Annotated in this window: 14 protein-coding genes and 2 pseudogenes; 8 read left to right on the plus strand and 8 right to left on the minus strand. The window is 69.7% G+C overall.

Features of this window, described 5'->3' with window-relative positions:
* Positions 1-73 precede the first annotated feature (73 nt).
* The 3 genes and pseudogenes from phoU to ACIDOCELLA78_RS000000110465 form a co-directional block, all read left to right on the plus strand.
* A pseudogene (gene phoU, locus ACIDOCELLA78_RS000000110455) lies at positions 74-787 on the plus strand (phosphate signaling complex protein PhoU); the annotation flags it as partial.
* Positions 788-831: 44 nt separating this feature from the next.
* Positions 832-1,516: pseudogene (gene phoB, locus ACIDOCELLA78_RS000000110460) on the plus strand (phosphate regulon transcriptional regulator PhoB).
* A 238-nt stretch (positions 1,517-1,754) separates the two neighbouring features.
* The gene (locus tag ACIDOCELLA78_RS000000110465) at positions 1,755-2,534 is read left to right on the plus strand and encodes a YoaK family protein (protein WP_249676519.1); all 780 of its coding nucleotides are present in this window, start codon (positions 1,755-1,757) and stop codon (positions 2,532-2,534) included.
* 18 nt (positions 2,535-2,552) lie between these two features.
* On the opposite strand, the gene ACIDOCELLA78_RS000000110470 is transcribed toward ACIDOCELLA78_RS000000110465, so the two are convergent.
* Entirely contained in the window at positions 2,553-3,101 is a 549-nt protein-coding gene (locus ACIDOCELLA78_RS000000110470; RefSeq protein WP_201729330.1) for a GXWXG domain-containing protein, read from the minus strand.
* Positions 3,102-3,393: 292 nt separating this feature from the next.
* Here ACIDOCELLA78_RS000000110470 and ACIDOCELLA78_RS000000110475 point away from each other — a divergent pair, with 292 nt between their 5' ends.
* Positions 3,394-4,449 carry a hypothetical protein gene (locus ACIDOCELLA78_RS000000110475; RefSeq protein WP_201729525.1) on the plus strand — a complete coding sequence of 352 codons (1,056 nt, stop codon included), beginning with the start codon at positions 3,394-3,396 and terminating at the stop codon, positions 4,447-4,449.
* Here the strand turns inward: ACIDOCELLA78_RS000000110475 and eno are convergent.
* Genes eno through ACIDOCELLA78_RS000000110490 form a run of 3 tightly spaced genes read right to left on the minus strand, consistent with a single transcriptional unit; the run spans position 4,382 to position 7,702 of the window.
* Complete coding sequence (gene eno, locus ACIDOCELLA78_RS000000110480) at positions 4,382-5,659, minus strand: phosphopyruvate hydratase (RefSeq protein ID WP_201729526.1); 1,278 nt, start codon at positions 5,657-5,659, stop codon at positions 4,382-4,384. The two genes, ACIDOCELLA78_RS000000110475 and eno, sit on opposite strands and share 68 nt — an antisense overlap.
* Before the next feature lie 58 nt (positions 5,660-5,717).
* Positions 5,718-6,179 (minus strand): RidA family protein, encoded by a 462-nt coding sequence (locus tag ACIDOCELLA78_RS000000110485; RefSeq protein WP_201729527.1) that lies wholly within the window; start codon positions 6,177-6,179, stop codon positions 5,718-5,720.
* 17 nt (positions 6,180-6,196) lie between these two features.
* The gene (locus ACIDOCELLA78_RS000000110490) at positions 6,197-7,702 is read right to left on the minus strand and encodes a TSCPD domain-containing protein (protein ID WP_249676522.1); all 1,506 of its coding nucleotides are present in this window, start codon (positions 7,700-7,702) and stop codon (positions 6,197-6,199) included.
* 160 nt (positions 7,703-7,862) lie between these two features.
* On the opposite strand from ACIDOCELLA78_RS000000110490, the gene ACIDOCELLA78_RS000000110495 reads away from it, so the two are divergent.
* From ACIDOCELLA78_RS000000110495 to ACIDOCELLA78_RS000000110510, 4 genes are all read left to right on the plus strand, one after another.
* Positions 7,863-8,297, plus strand: coding sequence for an NADH:ubiquinone oxidoreductase subunit NDUFA12 (locus ACIDOCELLA78_RS000000110495; protein ID WP_374223264.1), 435 nt, complete (start codon positions 7,863-7,865; stop codon positions 8,295-8,297).
* Between the two features lie 49 nt (positions 8,298-8,346).
* Positions 8,347-8,847: an outer membrane lipid asymmetry maintenance protein MlaD gene (mlaD, locus tag ACIDOCELLA78_RS000000110500; protein WP_201729528.1), complete on the plus strand. Its 501-nt coding sequence runs from the start codon at positions 8,347-8,349 to the stop codon at positions 8,845-8,847.
* On the plus strand, positions 8,844-9,425 hold the full coding sequence (locus ACIDOCELLA78_RS000000110505) for a DUF2155 domain-containing protein (RefSeq protein ID WP_201729529.1): 582 nt from the start codon (positions 8,844-8,846) through the stop codon (positions 9,423-9,425). Before mlaD ends, ACIDOCELLA78_RS000000110505 begins: the two co-directional genes overlap by 4 nt.
* Positions 9,426-9,711: 286 nt before the next feature.
* Positions 9,712-10,782: an OmpA family protein gene (locus ACIDOCELLA78_RS000000110510; RefSeq protein WP_201729530.1), complete on the plus strand. Its 1,071-nt coding sequence runs from the start codon at positions 9,712-9,714 to the stop codon at positions 10,780-10,782.
* A 167-nt stretch (positions 10,783-10,949) separates the two neighbouring features.
* On the opposite strand, the gene ACIDOCELLA78_RS000000110515 is transcribed toward ACIDOCELLA78_RS000000110510, so the two are convergent.
* From ACIDOCELLA78_RS000000110515 to pyk, 4 genes are all read right to left on the minus strand, one after another.
* On the minus strand, positions 10,950-11,717 hold the full coding sequence (locus ACIDOCELLA78_RS000000110515; protein WP_201729531.1) for a tyrosine-protein phosphatase: 768 nt from the start codon (positions 11,715-11,717) through the stop codon (positions 10,950-10,952).
* A 7-nt stretch (positions 11,718-11,724) separates the two neighbouring features.
* Positions 11,725-12,219, minus strand: coding sequence for a hypothetical protein (locus tag ACIDOCELLA78_RS000000110520; RefSeq protein ID WP_201729532.1), 495 nt, complete (start codon positions 12,217-12,219; stop codon positions 11,725-11,727).
* Positions 12,220-12,325: 106 nt separating this feature from the next.
* Positions 12,326-12,637: an EthD family reductase gene (locus tag ACIDOCELLA78_RS000000110525; RefSeq protein WP_201729533.1), complete on the minus strand. Its 312-nt coding sequence runs from the start codon at positions 12,635-12,637 to the stop codon at positions 12,326-12,328.
* Between the two features lie 61 nt (positions 12,638-12,698).
* The gene (gene pyk / locus ACIDOCELLA78_RS000000110530) at positions 12,699-14,123 is read right to left on the minus strand and encodes a pyruvate kinase (RefSeq protein WP_201729534.1); all 1,425 of its coding nucleotides are present in this window, start codon (positions 14,121-14,123) and stop codon (positions 12,699-12,701) included.
* Positions 14,124-14,232: the final 109 nt, after the last annotated feature.

The following is a 14,232-nucleotide window of genomic DNA, read 5'->3' on the forward strand; positions in this document are numbered from 1 at the left end:
CAGATGTTCACCGCCCCGCGCGAGAAGCGCACGCAGGAATACATCACCGGCCGGTTCGGCTGAGGAGGTCTCGATGCCCGAAGACAGCAAGCACATCCTGAGCAGTTTCGAGGCCGACCTCGCCCGCCTGCGCGACATGATCGCCGCGATGGGCGGCCTCGTCGAAACCGAGCTGGCCGACGCCATCACCGCGCTCCTCACCCATGACAGCGCGATCGCCGCAAGCGTCGTCGAGATGGACGCGAAGGTCGATGCCGATGAACGCGCGATCGAGCAGTTCGCCGTCCGCGTCCTCGCCCTCCGCCAGCCCGTCGCCGACGATCTCCGCCAGGTCGTCGCCGCGCTGAAGGTCACGACCGACATCGAGCGCATCGGCGACTACGCGGCGAATGTCGCCAAGCGCACCCTCGTGCTCAACCAGTCCGGCACCACCTGGCCGCTCGCCAGCCTCTCGCAGATGTCCCGCCTCGTGCAGGAAAGCCTCAAATCCACGATCGATGCGATCAGCGAGGCCGATCCGGTGAAGGCGATCTCGGTCTGGCGCGCCGACCAGATGATCGACGATCTCTACACCACCATCTTCCGCGAGCTGATCACCTACATGATGGAAGATCCGCGCAACATCACCGCCTGCACGCATCTTCTCTTCATCGCCAAGAATCTCGAGCGCATCGGCGACCACGCGACCAACATCGCCGAGCTGACCTATTACGCCGCCACCGGCCAGACCCTGCCCGATGCCCGGCCCAAGGGCGATCTGTCGGCGAGCCCCGCGCCTGGCGCCGCCCCTGAGGAGAGACAGCGAAATGAGCGAGACGGGCGAAGCCGTATGTGCTGGTGGTCGAGGACGAGGCCCCGCTGGTCACCCTGCTGCGCTACAATCTCGAAAAATCCGGCTTCCGGGTCGATGAGGCCGGCGATGGCGGCGAGGCGCTCGCCCGCATCAACGAGGCGATGCCCGACATCGTCCTGCTCGACTGGATGCTGCCCACCATGTCCGGCATCGAGGTCTGCCGCCAGCTCCGCCGCAAGCCCTCCACCCGCCATCTGCCGGTGATCATGATCACCGCCCGCGCCGAGGATCAGGACACCGTCCGCGGCCTCGAAACCGGAGCGGACGACTACATCACCAAAGCCCTTCTCGCCCGAGGCGCTGATCGCCCGCATCCGCGCCCTGCTGCGCGCAGCGGCACCGTCCGGCAAGTCCCCGCTGGTCTTCCACGATCTCGAGCTGGACCCCGCGACCCACCGCGTCACCCGCGGCGGCCGCCTGCTGCATCTCGGCCCCACCGAATTCCGCCTGCTCGAATTCTTCATGCGCCACCCCCGCCGCGTCTTCTCGCGCGAGGACGTGCTGAACGCCGTCTGGGGGCGGGACATCCATGTCGAGCCCCGCACGGTCGATGTCCATATCCGCCGCCTGCGCAAATCCATCAACACCGCGACCGACATCGATCTCGTCCGCACCGTCCGCGCCGCCGGATACGCGCTCGATCTCGATCCGGTCGAGGCCTAAGGGCCTCGCCCTTTTTTTCCTTGGGCCTAAGGGCCTCGCCCTTTTTCTCCTTGGGCCTAAGGGCCTCGCCCTTTTTCTCCTTGGGCCTAAGGGCCTCGCTCTTTTCTCCTTGGGCCTGACCTGCCATCCCTTCGCCCGCGTCCACCCTGAGGCCGGCCCGGCGCCCTTCCCGATCCCGCCGGATCGGATATTGTGCGCGGCCTTCCGATGCCCGGCCCCACCCCGACAGGACACGATGATGGACCACGCCAACGCCACCTTCCTCACCGCGGCCGATCTCACCCTCGCCGCCCTCGCCTTCGTCTCGGGCAGCGCGGACATCTTCGCCTTCCTGAAATTCCATGACGTCTTCACCTCGGCGATGACCGGCAATACCGCCCTGCTCGGCCTCGCCCTCGGCCAGGGGCACATCCTCGCCGCCCAGCGCTCGCTCGCCGCCCTGTTCGGCTTCTGCTGCGGCAGCATCGCCGGCACCATCGCCAACGAGGCCGCCGCCCGCCACAACCGCGCCCGCCGCCTCCGCCTGCTGATCGGCGCCGAGGCCACCTGCCTCGCTTTGGTGCTGGTCCTCTGGGCCATCACCCGCCACCCGGTCTATGGCCCGCTGCTCTATGTCATGATCCTCACCGGCGCCTTCGCCATGGGCCTGCAAAGCATCGCGGCGCGGGAAATCAACATCCCCGGCATCAACACCGTCGTCGTCACCAACACCCTCACTTTGGTGATGAGCGCGGTCGGCGCCGCGCTGCGCCGCTCGCTGCGGCAGGCAGGGCGGATGTCTCGCCCTTCACCCCGGTCGTGCTGCGCCAGTCCGGCATGCTCGGCATCTATCTCGGCGGCGCCGCCCTCTCCGGCCTGCTCGCCGAAACCCTGCCCTCCCTCATCGCCATCCCGGCCCTCGCCGCCGTGCTCCTCGCCCTCGTCACCGCCAGAAGCTTCCGCGACAAGCCGCGCCAGAGCATCATCCGATCAGATGGAATCATCTGATCGGATAAAGATGCTCTGTTTCTCAATGTGATGCTCTAGATTTTACCGGTCACTCCCGGATCAGCCTGAAGAAATACGGCTGCTCCATGCCCTTGAAGTCCATCCACCCCATCACCCGGTCGTCGTCGATCCGGGCGAACACGTCGTTGATCGGCTTCGCGTCGTAAAGCATCGCCGCGTGCAGCCGGCCGCGGAACAGAATGCTGCGCAGCCGCGCCCGGTGCCGCCGTGTCGCGAGCAACGGCCCGGCCAGCGGAAACACCGCCCGCAGGATCGCGTCGCGGAACGGCATCGCCGTCGTCGCCCGGATCGCCAGCAGCGCCGGGTTCACGCAATAGAGCCCGCCGCCGAGGCCGCGATGCACCAGCGGATGCACCGCATCCGGCCCGTCGAACTTCTTCCCGTGCCAGCGCGTCGCCTCCAGCATCCCGTCCATCGCGTGCCCGGTGCGTATGCCCTCGCCCCGCCAGCGCCCGGTCATCATCTCCGCCGGCGCCGGTTCCAGCCGGTCGAACAGCGCCACCGCCGCCGCCGTGGTCATCTCCGTCGCCGTGGCGGCGGTCGCCGCCGCCGCCTCCCTCTCCGTCAGCTGCGTCATCGTCCACCCTCCCTGTGAGCGCCCTCCGATCCATCCGGATCGGACATTGTGCTCCATGATATTGATCGATGGCGCATCTTCACCCGATCAGATGGAGCCATCCGAGCGGATGACGCTCTGAAGCCGCACCGTTGATTGCCGTCACTCTCGCCAGTTTCGAAAGACTTTTCCAGTTATTTGAACGCGACGTTTCGATGACGCCCCTCTCGCCACCCGCCACCCGCCACCCGCCACCCGCCACCGGCGCGAAACGCCTTGCCCACCCCCGGATGTTTGTGGTTCAAACATCACCATGACTGAAAATGACGAAATCGCCCGCCGTCTGGCCCGCATCCTCGCCGGGCTGACCGCGCTTGTCGCCGCAACCGGCCTTGCCGCCGGGCTCGCCGGGCCGTTTCTCGTCGGCATCGCCCGCCGCCTGTCCCGCCTCGGCGCCCGCTTCGCCGCCGCCGCCCGCGCCCCGGCCAGACCGTCCCGTCCCGCCGCGCCTGCGGCAAACAGAAGTCCCGCCGCGTATGCGGCGAGCGCGGCTTACGCCCAGCCTGCGGCGAGCGCGGCTTACGCCCAGCCTGCGGCAAGCGCGGCTTACGCCCTGCCTGCGGCGAGCGCGGCTTACGCCCAGCCTGCGGCGAGCGCGGCTTACGCCCAGCCTGCGGCAAGCGCGGCTTACGCCCTGCCTGCGGCGAGCGCGGCTTACGCCCTGCCTGCGGCGAGCGCGGCTTACGCCCAGCCTGCGGCGAGCGCGGCTTACGCCCAGCCTGCGGCGAGCGCGGCTTACGCCGCGACGACGTCACCGGGAGCGGACGCCCTGCCGCGCCGCTTCGCCTGGCTCATCCTCGCCTTGCCCGCGACCGCCGCCATCCGCGCCCAGCTCTGCCATTTGCTCGACGATCCGGCGATGGTCGCCCTCGTCGCCGCGCGCCCGGCCACCGGCCGCGCCCTGCGCCCGCTCTGCCACCTGCTCGGCATCAGGCCGCCCGCCATGCTGCGCCGCCCCGCCCGCCCCGATCAGCCGGCCCGCGCCCCGCCCGGAAGCGACAAGCCCGCCCGCGCCCACCCCGCCATCGCCCGCGCGTCCTCGCGCCGCCCCTGCCGGAATCGCCCTTCATCCTGCCGCCCGGCAACCGCGCCTGCCCGATCAGCCCCGACCTCCGGCTCGATACCGGCTGATCCAAGGGCGGATGCGAAAAGGGCGGCAACGCCGCGCGTCACCGCCCCCAACCCGTCAAATCCCTGTCGGTCCCCCGCCCGCACCGCGCCGGCGCGGGCGATGCCGCGCGTCAGCCGCGCAGGATGGTCCGCCCGGCGAAGCGCGCCGCCGCGCCGAGTTCCGCCTCGATGCGGATGAGCTGGTTATACTTCGCCACCCGGTCCGACCGCGCCAGCGACCCGGTCTTGATCTGTCCGGCATTGGTCGCCACCGCGATATCGGCGATGGTCGCATCCTCGGTCTCGCCCGAACGATGGCTGATCACCGCCGTCATCCCCGCCCGCTGCGCCAGCTCCACCGCTTCCAGCGTCTCGCTCAGCGTGCCGATCTGGTTCACCTTCACCAGGATCGAATTGGCCGATTTCGCCTCGATCCCGCGCCGCAGCCGTGTGGGGTTGGTGACGAACAGGTCATCGCCCACCACCTGCATCGCGCCGCCGAGCGTGCGCGTGTAATGCGCCCAGCCCTCCCAGTCGTCCTCGGCCAGCGGGTCCTCGACCGAGATGATCGGAAAGCGCTTCGCCAGGGCGGCGATATAGTCGGTCATCCCCCCGGCATCGAGCACCTTGCCCTCGCCGTCGAGGTGATATCTGCCGTCCTTGTAGAATTCGGTCGCCGCGCAATCGAGCGCGAAGGCGATGTCCTCGCCGGCGCGATACCCTGCCGCCTCGACCGCGCGGGTCATGAAGCCCAGCGCCTCCTCGGCCGATTTCAGCCCCGGCGCGAACCCGCCCTCGTCGCCGACATTGGTGTTGTGCCCGGCATCGTGAAGAATCTTCTTCAGCGCCTGGAACACTTCCGCCCCCATCCGCACCGCATCGGCGAGGCTCGCCGCGCCCACCGGCTGGATCATGAATTCCTGAATGTCGATCGGGTTGTCCGCATGCTTGCCGCCATTGATGATGTTCATCATCGGCACCGGCAGGGTGCGGGCATACACACCGCCGAGATAGCGGTAGAGCGGCAGCCCGATCTCGTCCGCCGCCGCCTTGGCGATCGCGAGCGACACGCCGAGAATCGCGTTCGCCCCCAGGCGGGACTTGTTGGGCGTGCCGTCGAGATCGATCATGATCTCGTCGATGGCGACCTGCTCGCTGGCGTCCATCCCGCCGATCGCGTCGAAAATCTCGCCCTCGACCGCGGCCACCGCGCGCTGCACGCCCTTGCCGCCGAAGCGCGCCGCGTCGCCGTCGCGCAGCTCGACGGCCTCATGCGCCCCGGTCGAGGCGCCGGAGGGAACGGCGGCGCGGCCCATCGCGCCCGAATCCAGGATGACATCGACCTCGACGGTCGGATTGCCGCGGCTGTCGAGAATTTCCCGTGCGGTGATATCGGCGATGGCGCTCATCTGATCTCCCCTTTTTGCAGTGCAACCGGGAGATACGCGCAAGGGCGGCGCGGCGCAATCAGCGGAGCAGAAACATCCCCTCGACCTCGACCGCCGCATCCAGCGGCAGCGAGGCGACGCCGATGGTCGAGCGCGCGTGCCGCCCCGCCTCGCCGAAAATCTCCACCGCGAGGTCGGACGCCCCGTTCATCACCTTCGCGTGCTCGGCGAAATCCGCCGTCGCCGCGATGAATCCGCCAAGCCGCACCACCCGGGCCACGGCATCAAGCCCGCCCTCGACATGCGCGTCGAGCTGCGCGAGCAGGTTGATGAAACAGGCCCGCGCCGCCGCGGTGCCATCCTCGATCGAGACCCCGTCGCCGAGCTTGCCCATCGCCGCGAGCCGGCCATCGACCAGCGGCAACTGCCCGCTGACGATCGCCATCCCCCCGGCGACCACCACCGGCACGTAATTGGCCACGGCCTTCGCCGCTGGCGGGAGAACGATGCCAGTCTCGGCGAGGCGGGCGCGGATGTCCATGGGTCAGCTCACGAGTTTCAGAACGGGGCGCTGGCGCTTCGGTCGCGCCGTGCCGGTCTCCGGCAGGTCGAGCGGCAGCAGCGGGGCGGTCTCGGCCCGGCACCCTCCTCGGCGAGGTCGAGTGCCGCGAGGTCGGGCCGCTGCGAATAGGTCGCGGCCAGGTGCCGGAACACATAGTCGAGCAGCGAGGTCGCCTGGCTCATCGCCGCATCCCCCTCCACCGCGCCGGCCGGTGCAAAGCGGGTGAAGGCGAACTCGTCGACGAACTCGTCGAGCGGCACGCCATGCTGCAACCCGATGCTGACCGCCCCGGCGAAGGCCTCGGCCATGCCGCGCAGCGTCGCGGAATCCCTGGGCAGCGAAATCATGATCTCGCCCAGCCGCCCGTCGGGATATTCGCCGGTGCGCAGGAACAGCCGGTGCCCGCCCACCGAAACCTTCTGGGTGTAGCCGCCCCGCCGCGCCGGCAGCTTGCCGCGCCCGGCGGAGGCGGCGCGCGGCGCCGGCGGGCTCGCCGTCTCGGGCAGGATGGCGCAGACCGGCGCGATGGCCTCGCGCATCGCCGCGATCCCGGCGGCATCGGTCACGCCGAACGGATCATGTCCGGCGATCGTCGCGGCCAGCGCCGCTTCGGCGCTGCGGCCCGAGGCGGCGAGCCGGGCCCGCGCCCAGCGGGCGAGCCCGCCTTCCGAATCCAGCGCCGAGAGCGGGGCGGCGATCCCCACCGTCTCGACCCCGAGCAGCATCTCGACCGGCCCCGGCGGCAGCAGCCCGGTCAGGCTGCGATGCTGCCGCACCCCGCAGGCCAGGGCGCGCTCGCGCGCCCCGCGCAGCGCGTCGCGCAGGCCGGGCAGGGCGCAGCGCGCCGGCACCGGCACCGGCGCGATCGGCACCCCCGGCGCGATGCCGCGCGCAAGCAACCCGGCGGAGGCGATATCGGCATGGGCGGCGAGCAGCGCGCCGATCGTCACCGCGATGTCCCGCGCCGCGGCGCTTGCGTAATCGATATCGAGCCGGGCCAGCAGCAGCGCGAGATCGGCCATCCCGAGCGCCAGTCGCTGCGCCGCCGGCCGCGCCAGCGCCAGCGCCGTCACCGCGGCTTCCACCGCCGCGCCGAACCCGGCGGCATCGAACCTGTCGCCCTCGTCGAGAAACCGCGGCAGGTTGAACACGAAACCGGGCACCGGCTCGGCCTGTCCCCGCCAGATGCCCGGGCTGGGTGCGGCGCGGCCCGAGGCCACCAACCCATGCAGCATCGCGCCGAGATCCGCGCCACGGCCAGGGTCCGCCACCGCCACGATCGGCGCGATCCAGGCCGCCGCCGCCTCGTCGGCGCCGATCAGCCCCGGCGCCGCCCGCAGCGCCACCAGCCCCGCCGCCGCCTGCGCCGGCCAGCTCGCCGGGACGATCGCGGGCTCGGGCGCCGCGTCCGGGTCGGCGCCGGCCATCACCCGCTGCAACCGAATGCCGCGCCAGGCGCTGTGCTGTGGAGGGCGGCGCTTGCCGGAGCGATCCTTGATCATGCGGGAACCCTACGCCGTTCCCGCGCCGGTTTCCAGCGCGGCCTGTCCTTATGTTGTGGATATCGCCGGGCGGTCGCACAAAATCTTGTGGATAACGCGCGCGCCTCGACTCCCGCCCGGCGGATGGACCGCACCCGCGGTCTGTTGTATAGCGCAGGGCATGAATGAAAACCGCGATATGGCGGGCGCGGCGGCGCCGACCCTCGCCTCGCTCGGAGGCCTGCGGCGCCTGCTGGCCAATCCCGGCCTGACACTGCACACGCTGCGCCACGGCGCGCTGGTCGGGCAGGACAGTTTCGGCAACCGGTATTTCGAGGAACGCACGCCAACCCGCCCCGACGGGCGCAAGCGCCGCTGGGTGATCTATGCCGGCGGCGCGCGCGAAGCCTCGATGGTGCCGGCGGAATGGCATTCATGGCTGCATTTCCTGACCGACGAGCCGCTCTCCGAAACCGCCCGCCGCCCCTGGCAGAAGCCGCACCAGCCCAACCAGACGGGCACCGCCGGCGCCTATCGGCCGCGCGGGCACGACTATCGCGGCGGCGCGCGGCGGGTCACCACGGGCGACTACGAATCCTGGACGCCGGAAGGCTGAGCCGCGGCGGCGGCGATCCCATGGGCCTGCTCAAGGCGGAAAAGGCGTGATGAACAAGCGGATCTCCGAAATCGTCGCCGGCCTGGTCGTGATCGTCGCGGCCGGGGTGTTTCTGGCCTATGCCGCGTCGCGCACCCGCAGTATCGGCGGCGCCGGATACGACCTGACCGCCCGGTTCGGCAGCATCGGCCCGCTCGCGGTCGGCGCGCCGGTGAAGATCGCCGGGGTGACGGTCGGCGAGGTGACGCGCACCGCGCTCGACCCGCAGACCTATGCCGCGATCGTGCGCTTCCGCATCCAGCCCGACATCAAGATCCCGAAGGACAGCAGCGCCGCGATCGAGAGCGCCTCGCTGCTCGGCGGCGACTATGTCTCGATCGCGCCCGGCGGCTCGGAGACGATGCTCTCCCCCGGCCAGGCGATCACCGCCACCCAGTCGGCCATCAACATCGAATCCCTGCTCGGCAAGTTCGTCTTCAGTGCCGCCAATTTCGCAAGCTCCGCCGGCAAGGCGCAAAACGGCGCGGCGGCGTCGGCGGGCACGAAATGAGGCGGCGGCGCGCCGCTTCGTGCGGGGCCTGCGCCGCGGCGGTTCTCGCCCTGCTGCCCGGCTCCGTTCTCGCGCGGTCCGCTCCGCCGGTCTCGCGCGCGCCGCTCGCCCCACCCGGAGCCACGACGCCGGGCGCGACGATGCCGGAGGGCGCGCTGCCCGCGCCCAACCTGCCCAACGCCCCCGATCTTCCCGGGCTGACAGGCGCGCCCCTGATCGCCCCGCCTTCGCCCGGCACGCCGCAGGCCGCCCTGCCGCCCGCTGTTCCGGAACGGGTCAAGCCCGACTGGATGCCACGGCAATCGGCGACCCTCGATGTCCTGTTCAAGGCGGATGGCGCGGTCAGCCGGGTAACCGCTGCGGTCGGCGACCGGCTGACCGAGGGAACGCTGCGCATCAGGGTCGGCGCCTGCGTCGTCCGCCCGCCGGACATGCCGCCCGATGCCGCCGTCTATCTCAGTGTGCGGCGCAACGATTCCGGCCACGAGCTGTTCCGCGGCTGGCTGATCCGCTCCGAGCCGGGCGCTGCGGTCGTCGGCGATGCCGCGGTGACCTTCCGGCTGATCGGCTGTTCCTGAACCCGCCGGCCGGCGTTCAGGTCACCGATTGTTGCTGAAGTCCCGATGAAGTTTTGTTAATGAAATCTCCGCCCGCGCCCGGCGCGCAGCCGAAACGGGTGGCTGAGCGTGGCCCAAATTGTCACCTTGTCAGGCAGTCTGTGGTTTTGTCGCAACACCAGTGGGAAATGGAAGCGTTAACGAAAGGATACCCTCCTGAACATTCGATGCCGATGCTACATAGTCGGCAGCGAACGGATACCCTTCGTTGTTCCAAACACGCTCCGGCGCTCGAGGAGAGATGAGAATGAAATTGCGCACGACACTTCTGGCGGCGACATTCATCGCGGCCCCCGCCCTGCTTCCCGCCGCGGCGATGGCCCAGCCGGTGACCGGCCCCTATGTCAGCCTCGGCCTTGGCTACAACATCATGAGCAGCCGCACCGTGAAGAGCGGCCCGGCGGCCCTGACGGGCGCGGGCAAGACAAAGGCCCTGTTCCATAACGGCTTCACTGGTCAGGCATCCGTTGGCTACGGCTTCGGCAACGGTTTCCGTGTCGAGCTCGAAGGCGATTATTTCAGCAACCAGGTCGCCAAGCTGCATATCGGCAATGCCCAGGCCGTTGCGTCCGGCAAGGAGCAGAAATACGGCGTGATGGCGAATGCGCTGTATGATTTCGACATCGGCATGCCCTATGTCTATCCGTATCTTGGCGCCGGCGTCGGCTACCAGTTCCTTGAGTGGAACAATGCCGGCACCTCCGCCCTGCGGATCAACGGCACGCCCGGCACCTTCGCCTATCAGGCGATCGCCGGCCTGTCCTTCCCGATCCCGGCGGCGCCCGGCCTGTCCGCCACCGTCGAATACCGCTATCTCGGCACCACCAGCAGCGTGAACTATCGCAGCACCGCCGGCAGCGTGAAGGTCGGCGACGAAGGCAACAACATGGTGATGGTCGGGCTGCGCTACGAGCTGTTCCCGCCCGCGCCGCCGGCCCCGGCCGCGGCCCCCGCGCCGACCCCGGTCGCCGCACCCGCCCCGGCTCCGGCCCGCACCTACCTCGTCTTCTTCGACTGGGACAAGGCGAACCTGACGCCGCGCGCGCAGCAGATCGTCTCCGAGGCGGCGAAGGCGTCGCAGACCACGAAGGTGACGCGCCTCAATGTCAACGGCTATACCGACACTTCGGGTGCTGCCGGCTACAACATGAAGCTGTCGCTTCGCCGCGCCAACAACGTCGCCGCCCAGCTGGTGGCCGATGGCGTGTCCAAGAACGACATCGTGATCAAGGGCTTTGGCGAGACGCATCTGCTGGTGCCGACCGGCCCGAACGTTCGCGAGCCGCAGAACCGCCGCGTGGAAATCATCCTGCACTAAGCGCAGCCTGCATAAAAGTTTGGAACACCCCGGCAGCGATGCCGGGGTGTTTTCGTTCGCACCGATGTCCGGCGTCGCGACCGAGAGGCTGAAGGCCGGCCATGCAGCAACGCTCCCCGCGGAAGCGGGGGCGAGCGGTCGGCGGTGAGACGATCAGGCGGTAAGGTTCAGGCGTGGAACAGGGCGGCGAGGCGCGCGCGGCGGCTCGCCGTGATGCCGACGGCGGTCAGATAGGCATCGACCCCGCCCCATTCGCGCTCGATCGCGGCGAAGGCGCTGTCGAGATAGGCCGGATCGGTGCGGCCGAGCGCGTCCAGCGCGCCGGGATCGACCGTGGTGCCCAACCGCTTGTTCAGGCCGCGGGCGATATACCGGGTTTCCTCGGCGATATCGATGCGGCGGCCGGTTTCCTCGTAATCCGCGAGAATGGCGTCGTGGCTGACATCGAGCGCCTTGAGCAGCAGCGCGGTGGCGACGCCGGTGCGGTCCTTGCCGACATGGCAGTGCAGCAGCACCGGCACGCCCCAGCCGCTGGCCATCGCCTCGCTGGCGGTGGCCAGCGTGGGCGAAAGCAGGCCGGGCAGGCTGGCATAGAGATCGAGCATCGCCCGCCGCGCGCCGGCCGCGCCGGGTTCGCCGGCGAGCCGGTCGATCAGGTTCTGCATTCCGGCGCCATGATCGGTGCTGGCGGGCATCTCGATCGTCCGCGCCGGGGCGAGGGCGGGCCAGCGCGAGGCGAAACGCTGCCGCTCGCCGCTGCTGCGCAGGTCGCAGACGAGACGGATGCCAAGGGTTTCCACCCGCCGCAGATCGGCCTCGTCAAGGCTGGAGAGCTGGCCGGAGCGGTAGATCGTGCCGGCGCGCAGGCTGCCGCCGCCGGCGAGCGGCAGGGCCCCGACATCGCGGAAATTGGGCGCGTTCGCCAGCCTGGTCATGCGGCGGTCAGGGCGCCGGCGCGAAGCGCTCGATGCGGCGGAAGCCGCTGGTTTCCACGATTCCGCAGGCGAGTACGACACCCGGCTGGGTCGCCGGGTGCTGCCGGGCGAAGGTGGTGAGCGCCGCCTGGTCGGGTGTCGCCAGAACCCGGCCGAAAAGCTGCGCGCTGGCGGCGCAGAACGCCGTGCCCTGGCGGATGCCGGCGGTCGACTGCACGTTCGCCAGATTGGTCACGTAGCTGTCTTCGTAATGGTGGAAGGCGCGGCCGTGATGCTCGCGGAAATAGGCGTCCATCACATGCTGCTCGCGCAGGATGTAGGGCTGGAAGCGGGTCATGAAGCGGTCGTACTCGTTGCGCTGGCCGCAGGTGAGGGCTGAGACCATCAACGTGCTTTTCAGACCGATCACGTCCAGCGCCTCCTGGTTGCGCGGCGTGAGACAGGCAGAGGCCGTGCCGGCATAAGCCAGGGCAGCGGACAGGAACAGGGCAATCCGGCGCATGCGCACTCCGATCGGCAACGGAAACGGCGGCCGCCGGAGCCGGCGACCGTCTTGAAATACGCCCGGAAGCGCCGGGAAGTAAAGAAATGTCGGGTAAAATTTGATCTCAGGCGGCGATTTCGCTGAACTGCAGCACCGGATGGACGTTGGTGAAATTGCCGATATCGCCCATCACCTCGGCGCCGTGGGTCTCGACCGCCTTGCCGAAGGCGGCGAGGCTCTCGAAATGCAGGGTGGTGATGACGGCATAGGGCGGGGCCGAGCCATCCGGCCCGTTCATCCCGTGCAGCACGGTGGCGCCCTTGAGGCCCATCGCGTTCCAGCGCTCGCCGACCAGCTTCATGTGCTTGTCGTGGTAATAGGCGGTGTCGAAGGTCGAGGTCTCGGTCTTCGGATAGAGAACGGTGATTGCGATCATGTGAAATCCTCCCTGGGGCGCAGTGTTGCCCGGGCTTTGGCGCGATGCAAGGGGGCGCGCGTTACACTCTGGCGACGCGCAGCGCGTTGGTCGTTCCGCTCTGTCCGAAGGGCACGCCGGCGACGACGACGATCTCCTCGCCCGGCTGGGCGAAGCCCTCCTGCCGCGCGACCTTGGCCGAAAGCGCGACCGCCTCGGTCATCGAGCCGACATCCTGCGCCACCACCGCGTGCACGCCCCAGACCGCGGCGAGGCGGCGGGCGGTGTCGAGGCTGGGGGTCAGGCCGATCACCGGGCAATCCGGCCGCTCGCGGGCGACGCGCAGCGCGCTGGCGCCGGAACTGGTGAAGGCGACAATGGCGCGGGCGCCGATCGTGTGCGCAACCTGTTCGGCGGCGCGGGCGATGGCATCGGCCGAATGGGGTTCGGGGTCCGGCCGCTTGGCGTCGATCGTCCGCCGCCAGTCATCGTCGCGCTCCACCCGGGCGACGATCCGGTCCATCATGTTCACCGCCTCGCGCGGATACTGGCCGGCGGCGCTCTCGGCCGAGAGCATCACCGCATCGGCGCCGTCGAACACCGCCGTCGCCACGTCCGACGCCTCGGCGCGGGTGGGGGCGGGGGCGGAGATCATGCTCTCCAGCATCTGGGTCGCGACCACCACCGGCAGGCCGCGCTGCTGGGCGGCGCGGATGATGCGCTTCTGCACGATCGGCACTTCCTCGGGCGGCAGCTCGACGCCGAGATCGCCGCGCGCGACCATGACGGCATCGGTCGCGTCCATGATCTCGTCGAGATTGTCGAGCGCCTGGGGTTTTTCCATCTTGGTCATCACCAGGGCGCGGCCGGCGGCGATCTCCTTCGCCTCCAGCACGTCGGCGGCGCGCTGGACGAAGGACAGGCCGATATAGTCGATGCCGTGTTCGAGCGCGAAGGCGAGGTCGGCGCGGTCCTTCTTCGTCAGCGCCGGGATCGGCAGCACGACGTCGGGCACGTTGACGCCCTTGCGGTCGGAGAGCGGGCCGCCGGTGACGACCTCGGTCAGCAGCTGGTCCTCGCGCTTGCGCAGCACCCGCAGGCGGAGCTTGCCGTCATCGAGCAGCAGGGTGGCGCCGATGCTCGCGGCCGCGATGATCTCGGGATGCGGCAGGTTGACGCGGCGGGTATCGCCGGGGGCGGGGTTGAGGTCGAGCTGGAATTCGGCGCCGGCCTGGAGCTGCACGCGCCCGCCGCGGAACTGGCCGACCCGCAGCTTCGGCCCCTGCACATCGGCGAGGATGCCGATCGGGCGGTCGAATTTCCGCTCCAGCGCGCGGATCAGTTGCAGCCGCGCCAGATGGTCCTCATGCGTGCCGTGGCTGAAATTGAGCCGGAACACGTCGGCACCCGTCTCGAAGAGCTGGGCGAGCATCTCCGGCGTCGAACTCGCCGGTCCGATGGTCGCAACAATCTTCGTGCGCCGATGACGCCGCAGCCTGGATGCCATGGTGAACCCCCTTTTCGGTCTGTCTTCCTGCCAAGTCCCCGGTGTCCGGGTTGTCGTGTCGCGCCGTCTCCGGCGTCGTGTTAAACGTCTCTATGGCAAACAAGCGCGA

It is taken from the genome of Acidocella sp. C78, assembly GCF_907164655.1.